Origin of the sequence: Mycobacterium sp. P7213, from assembly GCF_900604305.1 — a bacterium.
GTDB lineage: Bacteria > Actinomycetota > Actinomycetes > Mycobacteriales > Mycobacteriaceae > Mycobacterium.
In genome coordinates, this window is the sequence record NZ_UWOA01000041.1 from 32,259 (window position 1) to 46,692 (window position 14,434).

The 14,434-nt window shown below is 68.2% G+C and carries 13 protein-coding genes and 1 pseudogene; 8 read left to right on the forward strand and 6 right to left on the reverse strand.

The window, feature by feature from the left end; all coding sequences use genetic code 11:
- Positions 1-7: 7 nt before the first annotated feature.
- Genes EJK91_RS15825 through EJK91_RS15835 form a run of 3 tightly spaced genes read left to right on the forward strand, consistent with a single transcriptional unit; the run spans position 8 to position 2,246 of the window.
- On the forward strand, positions 8-532 hold the full coding sequence (locus tag EJK91_RS15825) for an SRPBCC family protein (RefSeq protein ID WP_125079408.1): 525 nt from the start codon (positions 8-10) through the stop codon (positions 530-532).
- An 8-nt stretch (positions 533-540) separates the two neighbouring features.
- Positions 541-1,416: a class II glutamine amidotransferase gene (locus EJK91_RS15830; protein ID WP_024443937.1), complete on the forward strand. Its 876-nt coding sequence runs from the start codon at positions 541-543 to the stop codon at positions 1,414-1,416.
- Entirely contained in the window at positions 1,413-2,246 is an 834-nt protein-coding gene (locus EJK91_RS15835; protein ID WP_125079409.1) for a patatin-like phospholipase family protein, read from the forward strand. Before EJK91_RS15830 ends, EJK91_RS15835 begins: the two co-directional genes overlap by 4 nt.
- A 10-nt stretch (positions 2,247-2,256) precedes the next feature.
- On the opposite strand, the gene EJK91_RS15840 is transcribed toward EJK91_RS15835, so the two are convergent.
- A complete protein-coding gene (locus EJK91_RS15840; protein ID WP_125079410.1) occupies positions 2,257-3,429 on the reverse strand; it encodes a patatin-like phospholipase family protein in 1,173 nt (390 codons plus the stop codon).
- Between the two features lie 277 nt (positions 3,430-3,706).
- On the opposite strand from EJK91_RS15840, the gene EJK91_RS15845 reads away from it, so the two are divergent.
- Positions 3,707-4,252, forward strand: a complete 546-nt coding sequence (locus EJK91_RS15845) for a cysteine dioxygenase (RefSeq protein WP_125079411.1) — start codon at positions 3,707-3,709, stop codon at positions 4,250-4,252.
- Positions 4,249-4,656: pseudogene (locus EJK91_RS15850) on the forward strand (rhodanese-like domain-containing protein); the annotation flags it as partial. The gene EJK91_RS15845 and the pseudogene EJK91_RS15850, both read left to right, overlap by 4 nt.
- On the opposite strand, the gene EJK91_RS15855 reads toward EJK91_RS15850, so the two are convergent.
- The 3 genes from EJK91_RS15855 to EJK91_RS15865 are packed head-to-tail and all read right to left on the reverse strand — an operon-like array spanning position 4,657 to position 8,197.
- Positions 4,657-6,366 carry an alpha/beta hydrolase gene (locus EJK91_RS15855; RefSeq protein WP_125079413.1) on the reverse strand — a complete coding sequence of 570 codons (1,710 nt, stop codon included), beginning with the start codon at positions 6,364-6,366 and terminating at the stop codon, positions 4,657-4,659.
- A gap of 10 nt (positions 6,367-6,376) precedes the next feature.
- Positions 6,377-7,150 (reverse strand): enoyl-CoA hydratase, encoded by a 774-nt coding sequence (locus EJK91_RS15860; protein ID WP_125079414.1) that lies wholly within the window; start codon positions 7,148-7,150, stop codon positions 6,377-6,379.
- Positions 7,151-7,159: 9 nt separating this feature from the next.
- The gene (locus EJK91_RS15865) at positions 7,160-8,197 is read right to left on the reverse strand and encodes an enoyl-CoA hydratase/isomerase family protein (RefSeq protein ID WP_125079415.1); all 1,038 of its coding nucleotides are present in this window, start codon (positions 8,195-8,197) and stop codon (positions 7,160-7,162) included.
- A gap of 157 nt (positions 8,198-8,354) precedes the next feature.
- Here EJK91_RS15865 and EJK91_RS15870 point away from each other — a divergent pair, with 157 nt between their 5' ends.
- Positions 8,355-9,206 (forward strand): Bax inhibitor-1/YccA family protein, encoded by an 852-nt coding sequence (locus EJK91_RS15870; RefSeq protein ID WP_125079416.1) that lies wholly within the window; start codon positions 8,355-8,357, stop codon positions 9,204-9,206.
- Between the two features lie 299 nt (positions 9,207-9,505).
- On the opposite strand, the gene EJK91_RS15875 is transcribed toward EJK91_RS15870, so the two are convergent.
- Together EJK91_RS15875 and EJK91_RS15880 are read right to left on the reverse strand one after the other, a co-directional pair.
- On the reverse strand, positions 9,506-10,723 hold the full coding sequence (locus EJK91_RS15875; RefSeq protein ID WP_046301171.1) for an acetyl-CoA C-acetyltransferase: 1,218 nt from the start codon (positions 10,721-10,723) through the stop codon (positions 9,506-9,508).
- Between the two features lie 36 nt (positions 10,724-10,759).
- On the reverse strand, positions 10,760-11,614 hold the full coding sequence (locus EJK91_RS15880) for an SGNH/GDSL hydrolase family protein (RefSeq protein WP_125079417.1): 855 nt from the start codon (positions 11,612-11,614) through the stop codon (positions 10,760-10,762).
- A gap of 182 nt (positions 11,615-11,796) precedes the next feature.
- Between EJK91_RS15880 and EJK91_RS15885 the strand changes: the two genes are divergently transcribed.
- Both EJK91_RS15885 and EJK91_RS15890 read left to right on the forward strand, forming a co-directional pair.
- Positions 11,797-12,849, forward strand: coding sequence for an alpha/beta hydrolase (locus EJK91_RS15885; protein WP_125079418.1), 1,053 nt, complete (start codon positions 11,797-11,799; stop codon positions 12,847-12,849).
- Between the two features lie 46 nt (positions 12,850-12,895).
- Positions 12,896-14,290, forward strand: a complete 1,395-nt coding sequence (locus EJK91_RS15890) for a cystathionine beta-synthase (protein WP_046301172.1) — start codon at positions 12,896-12,898, stop codon at positions 14,288-14,290.
- The last annotated feature ends 144 nt before the right edge of the window (positions 14,291-14,434 follow it).

Consider the following 14,434-nt stretch of genomic DNA (forward strand, 5'->3'; position numbering starts at 1 on the left):
TCGGCTGATGGCCCTGATTGTCGAACAGTCCCGGACGGTACCTGCGACCGTCGCCGACGCGTTCGCCGGGACACTGCAGCTGCCGCTGCCGCAGCTCTTCCGCCGCTGGTACGGGCCGATCCCGCCGATCAAGGAAGTCCGCGACCAGACTGGTGGTTCAGCGAGCCTCGACGAAGCAGAGGCGAAGCTGGGACCGCCGCATAAGCGCGGTGCTTGGGCGAACGTCGGGCAGACCCGCACCGTCGTGCTGACCGGCGGCGGCAGCATGCGCGAGGAGTTGACCGAGGTCGATCCGCCCCGGGCATTCGGCTACCGGCTCACCGACCTCACCGGCCCGCTGGCGCCACTGGTGGACCACGTCGAGGGTCGCTGGCAGTTCGCACCCGCCGGTTCGGGCACCACGGTCACCTGGAGCTGGGTGATCCACCCGCGGTCTAAGCTCACTGCGCCGCTGCTGCCGGTGTTCGGCTGGCTGTGGAAGGGCTACGCGCGCCAGGCGTTGGCGCGACTGTCTGCCCTGTTGGAGAACTGACCTCGCCGATGTGCCGACTTTTCGGGCTGCACGCCGGGACCGACGCCGTCACCGCCACGTTCTGGCTGCTCGACGCTCCGGACAACCTCGCCGAGCAGAGCCGACGAAACCCGGACGGCACCGGGATCGGCGTCTTCGACGCCAACGGAGTACCGCACCTGCACAAGGAGCCGATCGCGGCGTGGCAGGATGCCGAATTCTCCACGGAAGCAAACGAACTGACCGGAACCACGTTCGTCGCGCATGTGCGCTACGCGACCACCGGCGCGCGGGACGTCGCCAACACCCACCCGTTCCTGCAGGACTGCCGGATCTTCGCGCACAACGGGGTGCTGCGTGGCCTCGATGCCGTCGAGGAACGTCTCCGCGAGATCGGCACCGCGGATCTGGTTGGGGGACAGACCGATTCCGAGCGGGTCTTCGCGTTGATCACCGGTTGCGTGCGGGCGCGTGACGGCGACATCGGGGCAGGTCTGCGTGACGCGGTCGGCTGGCTGGCAGCCCAGGTGCCGATCTATGCGCTCAACATTCTGCTGACCACCGCCACCGACATGTGGGCACTGCGCTATCCCGAGACCCACGAGCTGTACCTGTTGGACCGCCGCGACGGATCCGCTCCGGTCGGACTGGACCTGAAGACCCCGCGGATCCGCGCGCACTCCGAGCAGTTGCGGGGCCGCTCGGCGGTGGTGTTCGCCAGCGAGCCGATGGACATCGACCCGCGCTGGCGGTTGATCAACCCCGGGGAGCTGGTGCACGTCGACGCCGCGCTGACGGTCACCACCGAGCTGGCCTTCCCCGACGCTCCTGCCCGGCAGCTGCGCCGGGAAGATCTGACCACCGCTGCCCAGGAGGCCCAACACCCCTGGAAAGGAATGAGATGACAGTCAAACGTGCCCTGGTGCTCGGCGGTGGTGGGGTAGCGGGCATCGCCTGGGAGACCGGCGTGCTGTGCGGCATCGCCGACGAATCACCCGACACCGCACGGGAACTGCTCGACGCTGCGGTGCTGGTGGGCACCTCGGCCGGGTCGGCGGTGGCCGCCCAGATCGGCAGCGGGCTGGGCCTGGAGCAGTTGTACGCCCGGCAGATCACGGCGACCTCCTCGGAGATCGATCCCGGTGTCGGTGCCGATGAGCTGACCGAGTTGTTCGTGGCGGCGATCACCGAGCCCAACACCACCACCGCGCAGAAGCTGCAAGGCATCGGCGCGGTCGCCCTGGCAGCGCAGACGGTTGCCGCACCGGTGCGGCGGGGCATCATCGCCGACCGCCTGCCGTCACACGACTGGCCGGAGCGCACGCTGCGGATCACCGCGATCGACATCGACACCGGGGAGCTGGCGGTCTTCGACCGCGACTCGGGGGTGGAACTCATCGACGCGGTGGCCGCCAGTTGTGCGGTCCCGGGAGCCTGGCCTCCGGTGGTGCTCGGTCCGCGGCGCTACATGGACGGCGGGGTGCGCAGCACGGTCAACCTCGATGTGGCCGCCGACTGCGACGAAGCCGTGCTGCTGGTGCCCACGGGTGGCGGAGTCGACGGCGAGATCGCGGCATTCGCCGGTCGCGTGTGCGCCGTGCTGGCCGACGATGACGCGCTGCGCGCCTTCGGCGGCAATCCGCTCGACCCGGCGTGCCGGCTGCCGTCGGCGCAGGCCGGGCGTGAACAGGGCCGGCGGCAGGCCGGCGCCATCGCCGAGTTCCTGGCCGGTTAGTGCCCTTGGGTCAGAGCGATTTCGCACTGTCGAGGGCGCGGGCGGCGAGTTCGCGGCCCACGTCGATCAACTCCGCGGCGCGGTGGAAGTCCAGGCTGCGGCAGGCGACGCGAGGCACCTCGATCAGCAGATCGGGCGGGTGCGACGCAAGCTGATGGCGGGCCAGCGCCGCCTGGGCGATATCGATGGTTCGGTTCATCACCTCGAAGCTGCCGAGTTTGGGCACCACTTCGGGTGCCGAGTCCTCGTCCTCGCCGGATTCATGCGGCGGTCCCAGCTTCGCCTCTCCTTCGTCGAGCCTCGCTGAACCGCCGGGCCGATGCGGCGGTCCCAGCTTCGCCCCTCCTTCGTCGAGCCTCGCTGAACCGCCGGGCCGATGCGGCGGTCCCAGCTTCGCCTCTCCTTCGTCGAGCCTCGCTGAACCGCCGGGTTCAGACTCACCACTGCTGAACCGGTCCAGGATCGCCCGCGCCGTCGGCCGGTCCAGCAGGGACCGCGCCCCGCTGGTGTCCAGTAGCGCAGACGTACTGCGCCACATGCGATTCAGCCGGCCTGCCGGCACGTCCCGCTCGGAATCGTCGGCGGCCGGGCCGGCGGCGGTCGGGTCGCCGCCGTTGAGACTCACCGCCAGGGTCAGATCAGCGTTGACGGCGCTCAGCGGAGCCATCGGCAGCGGGTCGAGGATGCCGCCGTCGGCGAGCAGGCGTCCATCGACCACGTGCGGAGCGATCACCCCGGGGATGGCGATCGAGGCGCGGATGGCGGTGTCGACCGGGCCGCGCTGCAGCCACACCGATCGTCCTGCGATCAGATCGGTCGCCACAGCGGTATAGGGAATGGGCAGCTCTTCGATATTGATGTTGCCCAAGATGTCGCGGACGACATCGAGAATCTTCTCGGCCCGCAGCACTCCGGCCGCGGTGAACGACGGATCCAGCAGGCGCAGCACCGCGCCCTGGGTCAGCGACTTGGCCCACTCGGCGAAGTCATCGAGTCGGCCGGCCGCCTGCAGGCCGCCCACCAGTGCACCCATCGACGACCCGGAGATCCCCACGATGTCGTAGCCGCGGTCGCGCAGCTCGGCGATAACCCCGATGTGGGCATAGCCGCGCGCTCCGCCGCTGCCCAGCACCAGGGCCACGCGGGGCGCCCGGGCCCCGCGGGGTTCCGCAGCAGAAGTCATAGCCACCATTTTGCGGGCTATACCGGGCCAATTCTTCGCGTCATTGCGATTACAACCGTAATACCGACAGGAAAGAGCAGGTCACGGTGGGTATCGCCGCGCTGGGAAGGGCGGAACTTCGCCCCCGGGACTGATGCGGCGATGCATCCGGCGCGACACCCGGATAGCATGGCCGCTGTGATGGAGCACGTCGGATTCCAGGGTTGTTGTTGCCGCAGCTGACTGCTGCCGCCGATCCCTTTCTTAAATCCAGCCCATCCTCTTTGGAGTTCTCACCATGGTTATCGCTGACCCCATCGCGCTGCGCCGCTCGGGCGCCCGGCCCCGCGCGCTGCGCCTGCCCGACCTCTTGCAGACCACCGACCTGGCCGCCGACGCGGTGCTGCAGGGCCGCTACAACCACCTGCTGCCCGCCTCCGGCCTTCCCGACGACCAGCGTTGGTTCGCCCGAATTCACGGTGACGAGCGGCTCGACATATGGCTGATCAGCTGGGTCCCCGGGCACGCCACCGAACTGCACGATCACGGCGACTCGCTGGGCGCGCTGACCGTGCTGTCCGGCTCATTGGACGAGTTCCATTGGAATGGTCGCGAGCTGGCGCAACGACGCCTGGACGCCGGGGACCAGGCCGCGTTCACCCAGGGCTGGGTGCACGACGTCGTCTGGGCGCCGCCGGCAAACCAGTTCGAACCGGCCGCCCCGACGCTGAGCGTGCACGCCTACTCGCCGCCACTGGCGGAAATGTCCTATTACGACGTCGCGCAGGACCATACTTTGCGTAGGCAGCGCACCGAACTCACTTCGCACCCGGAGGCGTCATGACCACAACGCACGTGACCAGCCGCATTGACCGGGTGTTGGAGGCCGCCCGCGCCAAGCTGCACCGGCTGACCGCTGATGAGGTGCCCGAGGCGCTGCGCAACGGCGCATACCTAGTCGACATCCGGCCGGCGGCCCAGCGCGCGGAGGAAGGCCAAGTGCCCGAAGCGCTGGTGATCGAACGCAACGTGCTGGAGTGGCGCTGCGACCCGACCAGCGACGCGCGGCTGCCGCAGGCGGTCGACGACGACGTGCAGTGGGTCATCCTGTGCTCGCAGGGCTACACCTCGAGCCTGGCCGCGGCTGCTCTGCAGGACTTGGGGCTGCACCGCGCCACCGACGTCATCGGCGGCTATCAGGCCCTGGCCGCCGTCGGGGAGCTGGTCGAGCCGGCGCCTCTCGTCGGATTAAGCGTTGGAGTGCAACAGGGGGCGGAGCCGTTCAGTCTTCTCCGGGGTCCACGCCGCTGGATGTAGGATCGCCGCCCACGCATCGGCGGCGTCGGCGACGTAGCTGTGGCCATGGCCGTCGGGCACGTCGATAGCCACCGCCATGTCGGCCGAGACCTGCAGGAACGTCACGATCGGAGTCCAGCGCACCTGCGGCAGCACGTCGTAGCCTCGGGGCTCTTTCAACCAGTCCGGCTTGTGGTACAGCAGATCGGGATGCCACCAGGCGATCGGGTCCGAGGCGTGCTGTAGGTATACCACCCGCGGCGTATCCGTTGCGCCCCAAGGGTTGTCGGGGCGTGCCAGGTCATCCGGGCGAGCGACGAACCGCACGGCGCGGCCGTCGTGGTAGATCGGCAGCCATTGCGGGGAACCGGGATCGCGATTGATGGTCAGGTCGGTCCAGATGGTGTTCTGAAACGTCGGGCCGGAGAACAGCGCACCGTCGGTGCGCGCCAGCACATTGTTGAGGCTCATGAAGGAGGCTTCGCCGCCGAAGGAGCCGAGGCTTTCCCCGAACACCACCAGTTTGGGGCGCTTGGCCTCCGGCAGGGCCCGCACCTGCTTGTCGACGGCTTCGAACAGCGCCTGGCCGGCCTGGCGAGCGTTCTCCTTGTCGACCAGGAAAGACAGCCAACTGGGCAGGAACGAATACTGCATGCTCACGATCGCGGTGTCGCCGTTGAACATGTATTCCAGGGCCGAGGCCTCCGCCTCGTTGATCCAGCCGGTGCCCGTCGTGGTGGCCACGGCCACCACCGCCCGGCTCAGTCCGCCGGTGCGGGCCAATTCGGCCGCCGCCAGCTCGGCGGTCTCCTTGATCCCGTGGGCCGAATTCAGGCCGGCGTAGGCCCTAATCGGTTCGGTGGCCGGTTTCTCGTTGAACGCGCTGAGCTGGGCGACGGTCGGTCCATTCGCCACGAAGATACGGCCCTGATGGCCCAGCGACTCCCAGGAGGCTAGCGACTCCGGCCCGCCGGAGCGCAGCCGGGTCGACGGGGCCGCTCGGTCGGGGCTGGTCTCCTCGTTGACCGAGGCGAAGGTGCTGTTCATGACGTGCATCGCGGTCTTGAGCACCAGACCGTTGAGCACCGCCACAACCAGAGCTACCAGTAACGACACTGCGACCACGGCCGAAACCCGCGGCGGCGCAACACGTTCGAGCTGGCGCATCAGAAAGCGGATCAGCAGCCTGATCAGTTGGCCGATCTCGACCAGGATGAACAGCGTGATCACCGCTATCACGCCGGCCTGGGGGTAGTTGTACCAAGTCAGCCGCGGCACACCCATCAGGTCACGCATCTGGTCCTGCCAGCCGTGGATCGTCCACACCACCCACAGATGGATGACCACCGCGGTCGGGATGAGCACCCGCCACGCCCACCGCGGGGCCGGCGGACTGGTGTCCTTCGAGCGCATGTAGCGGACCAGCCAGACGCTGAACACCCCCAGGGCATAGCCGATGGCGCCCGAGCCGCCGCTGACCAAGCCCTGGAACAGCGGCCCACGTGGCAGCAGCGACGGCGTCAGCGACAACCACAGAAACACCAGGCCCACCGCGGTGCCGGTGAACGTGTAGTGCCGGACCCACCAGGGTTCGCGCGCGGTCGCTTCCGCCGGGGGTGTTTCCGCGGTGGCGGCGGCGGTGTCGGCGGCTGGCGCGCTCATCGGGAGCTACTCAGCGGTGGGTGAAATTCGGTACGCGCTTCTCGGTAAAGGCCGCCATGCCCTCGGTCTGGTCCTCGGTGGCGAACGCCGAGTGGAATAGCCGGCGCTCATAGAGCAGCCCTTCGGCCAGGGTGGACTCGAAGGCCCGGTTGACTGCTTCCTTGGCCATCCGGGCCGCCGACAGGCTCATCCCGGCGATGGTGGCGGCCACCTTGCCGGCCTCGGCCAGCAGGTCGTCGGCCGGCACCACGCGGGACACCAGCCCGGAGCGCTCGGCTTCGGCGGCGTCGATGGTGCGGCCGGTCAAGATCAGGTCCATGGCCTTGGCCTTGCCGATGGCCCGGGTCAGTCGCTGGGAGCCGCCCATGCCGGGCAGCACGCCCAGCTTGATCTCCGGCTGGCCGAACTTGGCGGTGTCGGCGGCGATCAGCAGGTCGCACATCATCGCCAGTTCGCAGCCGCCGCCCAGGGCGTGCCCGGCCACCGCGGCGATAATCGGGGTGCGTACCGCGGCCAGCTTCGACCATGCGGCGAAGAAGTCGGCGGCGAACACCTCGGCGAAGCTCAGGTCGGCCATCTCCTTGATGTCCGCTCCAGCGGCGAACGCCTTGGCGCTGCCGGTGATGATGATCGCCCCGATGCCCGGGTCGGCGTCGAATTCAGCTGCGGCGGTGGTGACTTCGCCCATCACCTGGCTGTTGAGGGCGTTGAGTGCCTGCGGCCGGTTCAACGTGATGGTGCCGACACGGCCGTCGCGGTCGACGAGGATCGTTTCGTAAGTCATGGGTTCTCCTTAGAAGGTCAGGTCGGGTTCGGCGGGAACGAAATACGTTGCGATGTCGGCGGCGGTCACCTCAGCCAGCGTGGCCGGTGACCATTGCGGATTGCGGTCCTTGTCGACCAACTGGGCGCGGATGCCCTCCACCAGATCATGCGAGCGCAGCGATGCGCACGACACCCGGTATTCCTGAATCAGAACGTCTTCCAAGGTGGTGAGCCGGCCCGCCCGGCGCACCGCCTCCAACGTCACCGCGCAGGCGACCGGGGACCGGGTGCCGATCAGTTCGGCGGCGGCGTTGGCGTCGGGGCTGGCGTGGGCGGCCAGCTCCGCCACGATCTCGGCGACGGTGTCGTGTGCGTAGCACTCGTCGATCCAGTCGCGGTGTGCGGCAAGCTGACTCGGCGGCGCCTCGACCGCGTGTGCTGCCAATGCACTGTCCACCCCGTCGGCGATGATCGCCGCGGTGAAGGCCTCCAGCGCCGCGTGCGGCACGTAGTGGTCGGCGAAACCCAGCGCAATGGCATCCGGACCGGAGAACGGTGCGCCGGTCAGTGCCGCGTGCAGGCCGAGCCGGCCAGGGGAGCGCGAGAGCAGATAGGTGCCGCCGACATCAGGGATGAAGCCGATACCGACCTCGGGCATGGCCATCTTGGTGGTGTCGGTGACCACTCGAGTGTTGGCGTGCGCCCCGACTCCGACGCCGCCGCCCATCACGATGCCGTCCATCAACGACACGTACGGCTTTCCGAATCCGCCGATCTGTGCATTGAGCAGGTACTCGTCGTACCAGAATCGTCGCGCATCCGCGCCGTCGGCTTTGGCGCTGTGATAGATCGCCACGACGTCGCCGCCGGCGCACAGTCCGCGCTCGCCGGCACCGGCGAGTACCACCGCCGTGACCGCCGGATCCTCGGCCCAGGTGGACAGCGCCGCGGTCATGGCGGTCACCATCGGAAGGTTCAGCGAGTTGATCGCCTTCGGACGGTTGAGTGTCAGCAGGCCGACCCCGTTGTCAACGCGGGCCAGGACCTCGTCAGATTCACCTGTCACGCCTTCGCAATGTAGATCCCTACGCACGGTCACTGATCCGCGGGTAAGGTTTGGCAGCAGAGCGGCCCGAACGCCGTCGGGAACTCCGGCGAGTCGGGAAACGTTGATTCAGTGTTCGTAACCCTTCGCTTCACAGCCCCAAGAGAGGATCGGGACGGTGCGGGAGACCAGCAACCCGGTATTTCGTTCGTTGCCCAAACAGGGCGGCTACGCGCAGTTCGGAACCGGTATGGCCGGTGCCACTCAGCAGATGAGTCAGACCTACCAGGTCGACCCGTCGTCGGCGCAGTACCAGCAGCGGGAGGTCACCCGCCCGCTGACCATTGATGACGTTGTCACCAAGACCGGCATCACGCTGGGCGTGCTGAGCGTGGCGGCGATCATCTCCTTCTTCATGGTCTCGTCGAACCAGGCGCTGGCCGGGCCGCTGACCTTCATCGGCGCGTTCGGCGGTCTTGGCGTGGTCCTGGTGGCCATGTTCGCCCGCAAGCAGGACAACAAAGCGGTGGTGCTCAGCTACGCGGTGCTCGAGGGCCTGTTCCTGGGCGCCATCTCCTGGGTGCTGACCGCCTTCACGGTGGGGACCGGCAACGCCGGCTCGATGATCGGTCAGGCCGTGATGGGCACCCTCGGGGTGTTCGGCGGCATGCTGGTGGTCTACAAGACCGGCGCCATCCGCGTTACCCCGAAGTTCACCCGGATGCTCGTCGCCGGCATGTTCGGTGTGCTGGCCCTGATGATCGGCAACCTGGTGCTGTCGCTGTTCGGTGTCGGCGGCGGCGAGGGCCTGGGCCTGCGGAGCGGCGGCACGCTGTCCATCATCTTCTCGCTGGTGTGCATCGGTATCGCGGCGTTCAGCTTCCTGATCGACTTCGACGCAGCCGACCAGCTGATCCGCGCCGGCGCGCCGGAGAAGGCCGCCTGGGGCATCGCACTGGGCCTGACCGTGACTCTGGTCTGGCTGTACCTGGAGATCCTGCGTCTGCTCAGCTACTTCCAGAGCGAGTGACCCGCTAGCTTTCCCCGTTGACTCTGCGCTGAGGGGCGCAAAAGTGCGAGTAGCACCCGCCCTCAGCGCAGAGTCATTTTTTTGTTCGGTGGCCCGGGCAGCATGCCGACAGGGGAGAACCCCTCATCGGCGGTGAGGCATTAGCTGCCGGCACTTTGCGCCGCTACGAGCTGCGCCAGGCCCACACCGCGGTCCTGCCGAACGGCCGGGTGCCCTGAACCGAGAATGACGCTGCGCCCAGGGCGGGGGTTACTCGAACTTTCCCGCCCTGAGCGCAGCGTCAACGAACTAGACGAAAACTAGGACAGCCGCTCGACCACCATGGCCATGCCCTGGCCGCCGCCCACACACATGGTCTCCACGCCGAACTGCTTGTCGTGGGTGGCCAGGTTGTTCAGCAGGGTGGCGGTGATCCGCGCGCCGGTCATACCGAACGGGTGGCCCAACGCGATCGCCCCGCCGGACACGTTCAGCTTGTCCTCGTCGATGCCCAGCTCGCGGGCCGAGCCCAGCACCTGCACCGCGAAGGCCTCGTTGATCTCGAACAGGTCGATGTCGGAGACCGACATCTTGGCGTTGCCCAGCGCCTTCTTGACGGCCTCGATCGGGCCCAGGCCCATGATCTCCGGCGACAGGCCCGATACCCCGGTGGACACGATCCGGGCCAGCGGCTTGAGGCCCAGCTCCTTGGCCTTGGTATCGCTGGTGATGATCACCGCGGCCGCACCGTCGTTCAGCGGGCAGGCGTTGCCGGCGGTGATCGTGCCGTTCGGCCGGAACACCGGCTTGAGCTGGCTGATCTTCTCGTAGGTGGTGCCGGCACGCGGGCCGTCATCGGTGCTCACCACGGTGCCGTCGGGCAGCGTGACCGGCGAGATCTCGCGAGCGAAGAAGCCGCTGTTGATGGCCTCCTCGGCGCGGTTCTGGCTGCGCACACCCCAGTGGTCCTGGTCCTCACGGCTGATCCCGGTATGCAGCACCACGTTCTCGGCGGTCTGACCCATCGCGATGTACACGTCGGGCAGCAGACCGTCGTTCCGCGGGTCGTGCCACTCTTCGGCGCCGGCCGCGGCAGCCTCGGAGCGGGCCTGAGCGTCGGCGAACAGCGGGTTCTTGCTGTTCGGGGCACCGTCGGCAGCGCCGATGGCGAACTGCGACACGGTCTCCACACCGGCGGAGATGAACGCGTCACCCTCGCCGGCCTTGATCGCGTGGAACGCCATCCGGGTGGTCTGCAGCGACGACGAGCAGTACCGGTTCACCGTGGTGCCGGGCAGGAAGTCGTAGCCGAGCAGCACCGAGACCACGCGCCCGATGTTGTAGCCAGAGGCGCCGCCCGGCTGGCCACAACCCATCATCAGGTCGTCGATCTCGCGCGGGTCCAGCGCAGGCACCTTGTCCAGGGCGGCGCGCACCATCTGGGCGGCCAGGTCGTCGGGCCGCATGGTGACCAGCGATCCCTTACCGGCCCGGCCGATCGGCGAACGCGCAGTTGAGACGATTACAGCTTCAGGCACTTCTGGCTCCTTGAGATCGGGTAGTTAGAGCCGAATCTAGCCCGACGAGGCCACCACGCGGGAATCGGGCCGGTCCAGCACAGCGCAGAGCGCCGGGATCATTTGGCCCGCCGCCAGGGCGTAACCCGCCGCCGAGGGGTGGTACTGGTCGGCGGCGAACAGCAGGTGGGGACTGTCGTGGAACTCCCGGGCCCGGAAGTCGGCGAAGGGCACGGCGATGCCGCCGGTCGCTTTGACCGCCATGGTCTGCGCCCGGGCCAGCTGACATGCGCGGGCGTGGGCGACCCAGCGCAGCGGCCGCGGTATCGCGCTGATCGCCCTGAACTTGGGGCAGGTGCCCACGATCACCACCGCGCCGCTGGCCCGCAGACGCTTTACCGCGGCGCGTAGCCGCTGCACCGAGCCGGCGATGCTGTGCAGTGCGGTCACGTCATTGGCGCCGATCATGATCACCGCCACGTCCGGTGGCGGACCTGCGACGAACATCGCGTCGACCTGCCCGGCCAGGCCTTTGGAGGTGGCGCCCACAATTGCCTTGGTGCTCAACCGGATCCGCATGCCGGTGCGCTCCGCCAGCGCTCTGGCGATCAGCGCGCCGGGAACCTCGCCCGCGGAAAGGCAGCCATAGCCCGTCGCGGTGGAGTCGCCGAACACCATCAGGTGCAGATCGACGTCGTCCCCGCGGTGAAAGGGCTGAACTTCGGTGTCGTCGGGACCGTATAAACCATCGGCACGGGGTGGAAGGTCCCATGCCTTGGGGATCGTCTGGCGGGCCCGGTCGGCTTGGCCGGCCAGAAGATTGCGCACCCCGACATAGAGGGTGCCGCTGAAAGCGAACACGCCCGCAGTGGCCAGCGTGACCGCCGAACGTCGCGTTGCCCCGATCGCCATGTTGGTGATTCTAGGGAAAGGACGCCCGTGTCACCTGAGCGCAGCAAACAAATATGGTCACGAAGCGGACCCGATGCAGTATCGGAACGGATCATAAGATTTCTTCTCAATTTTTCGCGTGTGACGATACGAGTTACCGCGTTGGCTGTGCCGGCCCGGGCCGGCTGGAGGGAGTGTCCATCATGACCGCACCCGACACAATTCCCAGCTCGTTACGTGTTCGAACCCGTTTGCACCCCAGTTCGCGACCCCATCGTTATGGCCGTCATGACGGGCTGCCCGTCGAGGTCTCCGAAGAGTCGACCAGCGTCGAGGGGCGGATGGCGTGGCTGGCGGCCCGGGCCACCATTCGGCCGGTTCTCTCGGTCGGCAGCTACCTTCCGCGGATGCCGTGGCCGTTCGGGCTGCTCGACTTCGCCGCGAAGGCGATGTTGCCGGCGCCAGGCACCATCCGGGCCACCATCCGGTTGCCGCGCTGCAAGGCGCAGATGGTGCGCGCCGCCGGTGTCCTGCCGGCCGACGGCACCCGCCGCGTGGTGCTCTACATGCACGGCGGGGCCTTTCTGACCTGCGGGGCCAACACCCACGGCCGGCTCGTCACCAAGTTGTCGAAGTACGCCGACAGCCCGGTCCTGGTGGTGGAGTACCGGATGATCCCCAAATACTCCATCGCCGACGCCGTTGACGACTGTTACGACGGCTACCGCTGGCTGCGCCGCCAGGGTTACGAACCGGATCAGATCGTGTTGGCCGGCGACTCGGCGGGCGGCTATCTGTCGCTGGCGCTGGCTGAGCGGTTGTTGGAGGAGGGTGACGAAGACATGCCGGCGGCGATCGTCGCGATGTCGCCGCTGCTGGAGATCGCCAAGGAAGCCAAGAAGGCGCACCCCAACATCCACACCGGGGCGATGTTCCCGCCCAAGGCATTTGACGCGCTGGTCGAGCTGGTGGAAGGCGCGGCCCGCCGTGACCGCACCCACGGCAGTGAGGTCCTCGAGCCGCTGCAGCACGTCCGGCCCGGACTTCCGCGCACCCTGATCCATGTCTCCGGCTCCGAGGTTCTGCTGCACGACGCCCGGCTGGGGGCCAAGGTGCTCGCCGCTGCCGGTGTCCCGGTGGAGCTGCGGGTGTGGCCGGGCCAGATTCACGTCTTCCAGATCGCCGCTCCGTTCGTGCCGGAAGCCACCCGCTCGTTGCGCCAGATCGGCGAATACATCCGGGAAGCCACCGGTTAGGCGGGCCCCGGCCCGCGCAGCGCGACCGCCTGAGACGATGGCAGGCATGCGGATAGCGAGCCACATCAGTGACCTCATCGGCAACACCCCACTCGTCGAGCTGAATTCGATCGTTCCCCCTGGCGCCGGCCGGGTGGTGGCCAAAGTCGAGTACCTCAACCCCGGCGCGAGTTCCAAGGACCGCATCGCGGTCAAGATGATCGACGCGGCCGAGGCCAGTGGAGCGCTCAAGCCCGGTGGCACCATCGTCGAACCCACCTCCGGCAATACCGGGGTGGGCCTGGCGCTGGTGGCCCAGCGCCGCGGCTACAAGTGCGTGTTCGTCTGCCCGGACAAGGTCAGCGAGGACAAGCAGAACGTGTTGCGCGCCTACGGCGCCGAAGTGGTGGTGTGCCCCACGGCCGTACCGCCGGACGACCCGGCCAGCTACTACAGCGTCTCCAACCGCCTTGTCGAGGAGATCGACGGCGCCTGGAAACCGGATCAGTACTCCAACCCGGCGGGCCCCGAGAGTCATTACGAGACCACCGGTCCGGAGATCTGGGCCGACACCGACGGCCAGGTCACCCATTTCGTCGCCGGGATCGGGACCGGGGGCACCATCACCGGCACCGGCCGCTACCTCAAAGAGGTGTCGGACGGCCGGGTGCAGATCATCGGAGCGGACCCCGAAGGCTCGGTGTACTCCGGCGGCACCGGTCGGCCGTATCTGGTGGAAGGCGTCGGCGAGGACTTCTGGCCGGCCGCCTACGACCCGAGCATCCCCGACGGCATCATCGCGGTCTCCGACGCGGATTCGTTCGACATGACCCGGCGCCTGGCCCGGGAGGAGGCGCTGCTGGTGGGCGGCTCCTGCGGGATGGCCGTGGTGGCGGCGGTGGAGACCGCCGTCAAAGCCGGCCCCGACGCGCTTGTCGTCGTCCTGCTGCCCGACGGCGGCCGCGGTTACATGTCGAAGCTGTTCAACGACTCCTGGATGTCGTCCTACGGGTTTCTGCGCTCGCGGCTGGACGGTTCGACGGTGCAGCCCACCGTCGCCGACGTGCTGCGGGCCAAGTCGGGGGTGCTGCCGGACCTGGTGCACACCCACCCGGCCGAGACCCTGCGCGACGCCATCGGGATCCTGCGCGAGTACGGGGTGTCGCAGATGCCCGTGGTCGGCGCCGAACCGCCGGTGATGGCCGGCGAGGTGGCCGGCAGCGTGTCCGAGCGCGATCTGCTCTCCGCGGTGTTCGAGGGCCGCGCGAAGCTTGCCGACGCGGTCTCGCAGCACATGGGACCGCCGCTGCCGCTGATCGGATCCGGCGAGGTTGTCGGCGTCGCCGCCACCACGTTGGCCGAGGTCGACGCGGTGATGGTGGTCGAGGACGGCAAACCGGTGGGGGTCATCACTCGCCACGACCTGTTGGGCTTTTTGTCCGACGGGCCACGCCGCCGATAAGGCGTTGACGTAGGCCGACCTGCGGTAGCGTTTGCACCGTTCACCGACACGACCCGAAAGGGTGGAGATGACCGACTTTCCGCCGCCCCCGCAGGGCAACTACCCACCCCCGTCCGGTGACTACCCGGCGCAGGGCAATTACCC

Excerpts from the sequence above, each read along its gene's own strand:
- EJK91_RS15825 (WP_125079408.1), top strand. The coding sequence starts at position 8 with ATGGCCCTGATTGTCGAACAGTCCCGGACGGTACCTGCGACCGTCGCC.
- EJK91_RS15830 (WP_024443937.1), top strand. The coding sequence starts at position 541 with ATGTGCCGACTTTTCGGGCTGCACGCCGGGACCGACGCCGTCACCGCC.
- EJK91_RS15835 (WP_125079409.1), top strand. The coding sequence starts at position 1,413 with ATGACAGTCAAACGTGCCCTGGTGCTCGGCGGTGGTGGGGTAGCGGGC.
- EJK91_RS15840 (WP_125079410.1), bottom strand. The coding sequence starts at position 3,429 with ATGACTTCTGCTGCGGAACCCCGCGGGGCCCGGGCGCCCCGCGTGGCC.
- EJK91_RS15845 (WP_125079411.1), top strand. The coding sequence starts at position 3,707 with ATGGTTATCGCTGACCCCATCGCGCTGCGCCGCTCGGGCGCCCGGCCC.
- EJK91_RS15855 (WP_125079413.1), bottom strand. The coding sequence starts at position 6,366 with ATGAGCGCGCCAGCCGCCGACACCGCCGCCGCCACCGCGGAAACACCC.
- EJK91_RS15860 (WP_125079414.1), bottom strand. The coding sequence starts at position 7,150 with ATGACTTACGAAACGATCCTCGTCGACCGCGACGGCCGTGTCGGCACC.
- EJK91_RS15880 (WP_125079417.1), bottom strand. The coding sequence starts at position 11,614 with ATGGCGATCGGGGCAACGCGACGTTCGGCGGTCACGCTGGCCACTGCG.
- EJK91_RS15885 (WP_125079418.1), top strand. The coding sequence starts at position 11,797 with ATGACCGCACCCGACACAATTCCCAGCTCGTTACGTGTTCGAACCCGT.
- EJK91_RS15890 (WP_046301172.1), top strand. The coding sequence starts at position 12,896 with ATGCGGATAGCGAGCCACATCAGTGACCTCATCGGCAACACCCCACTC.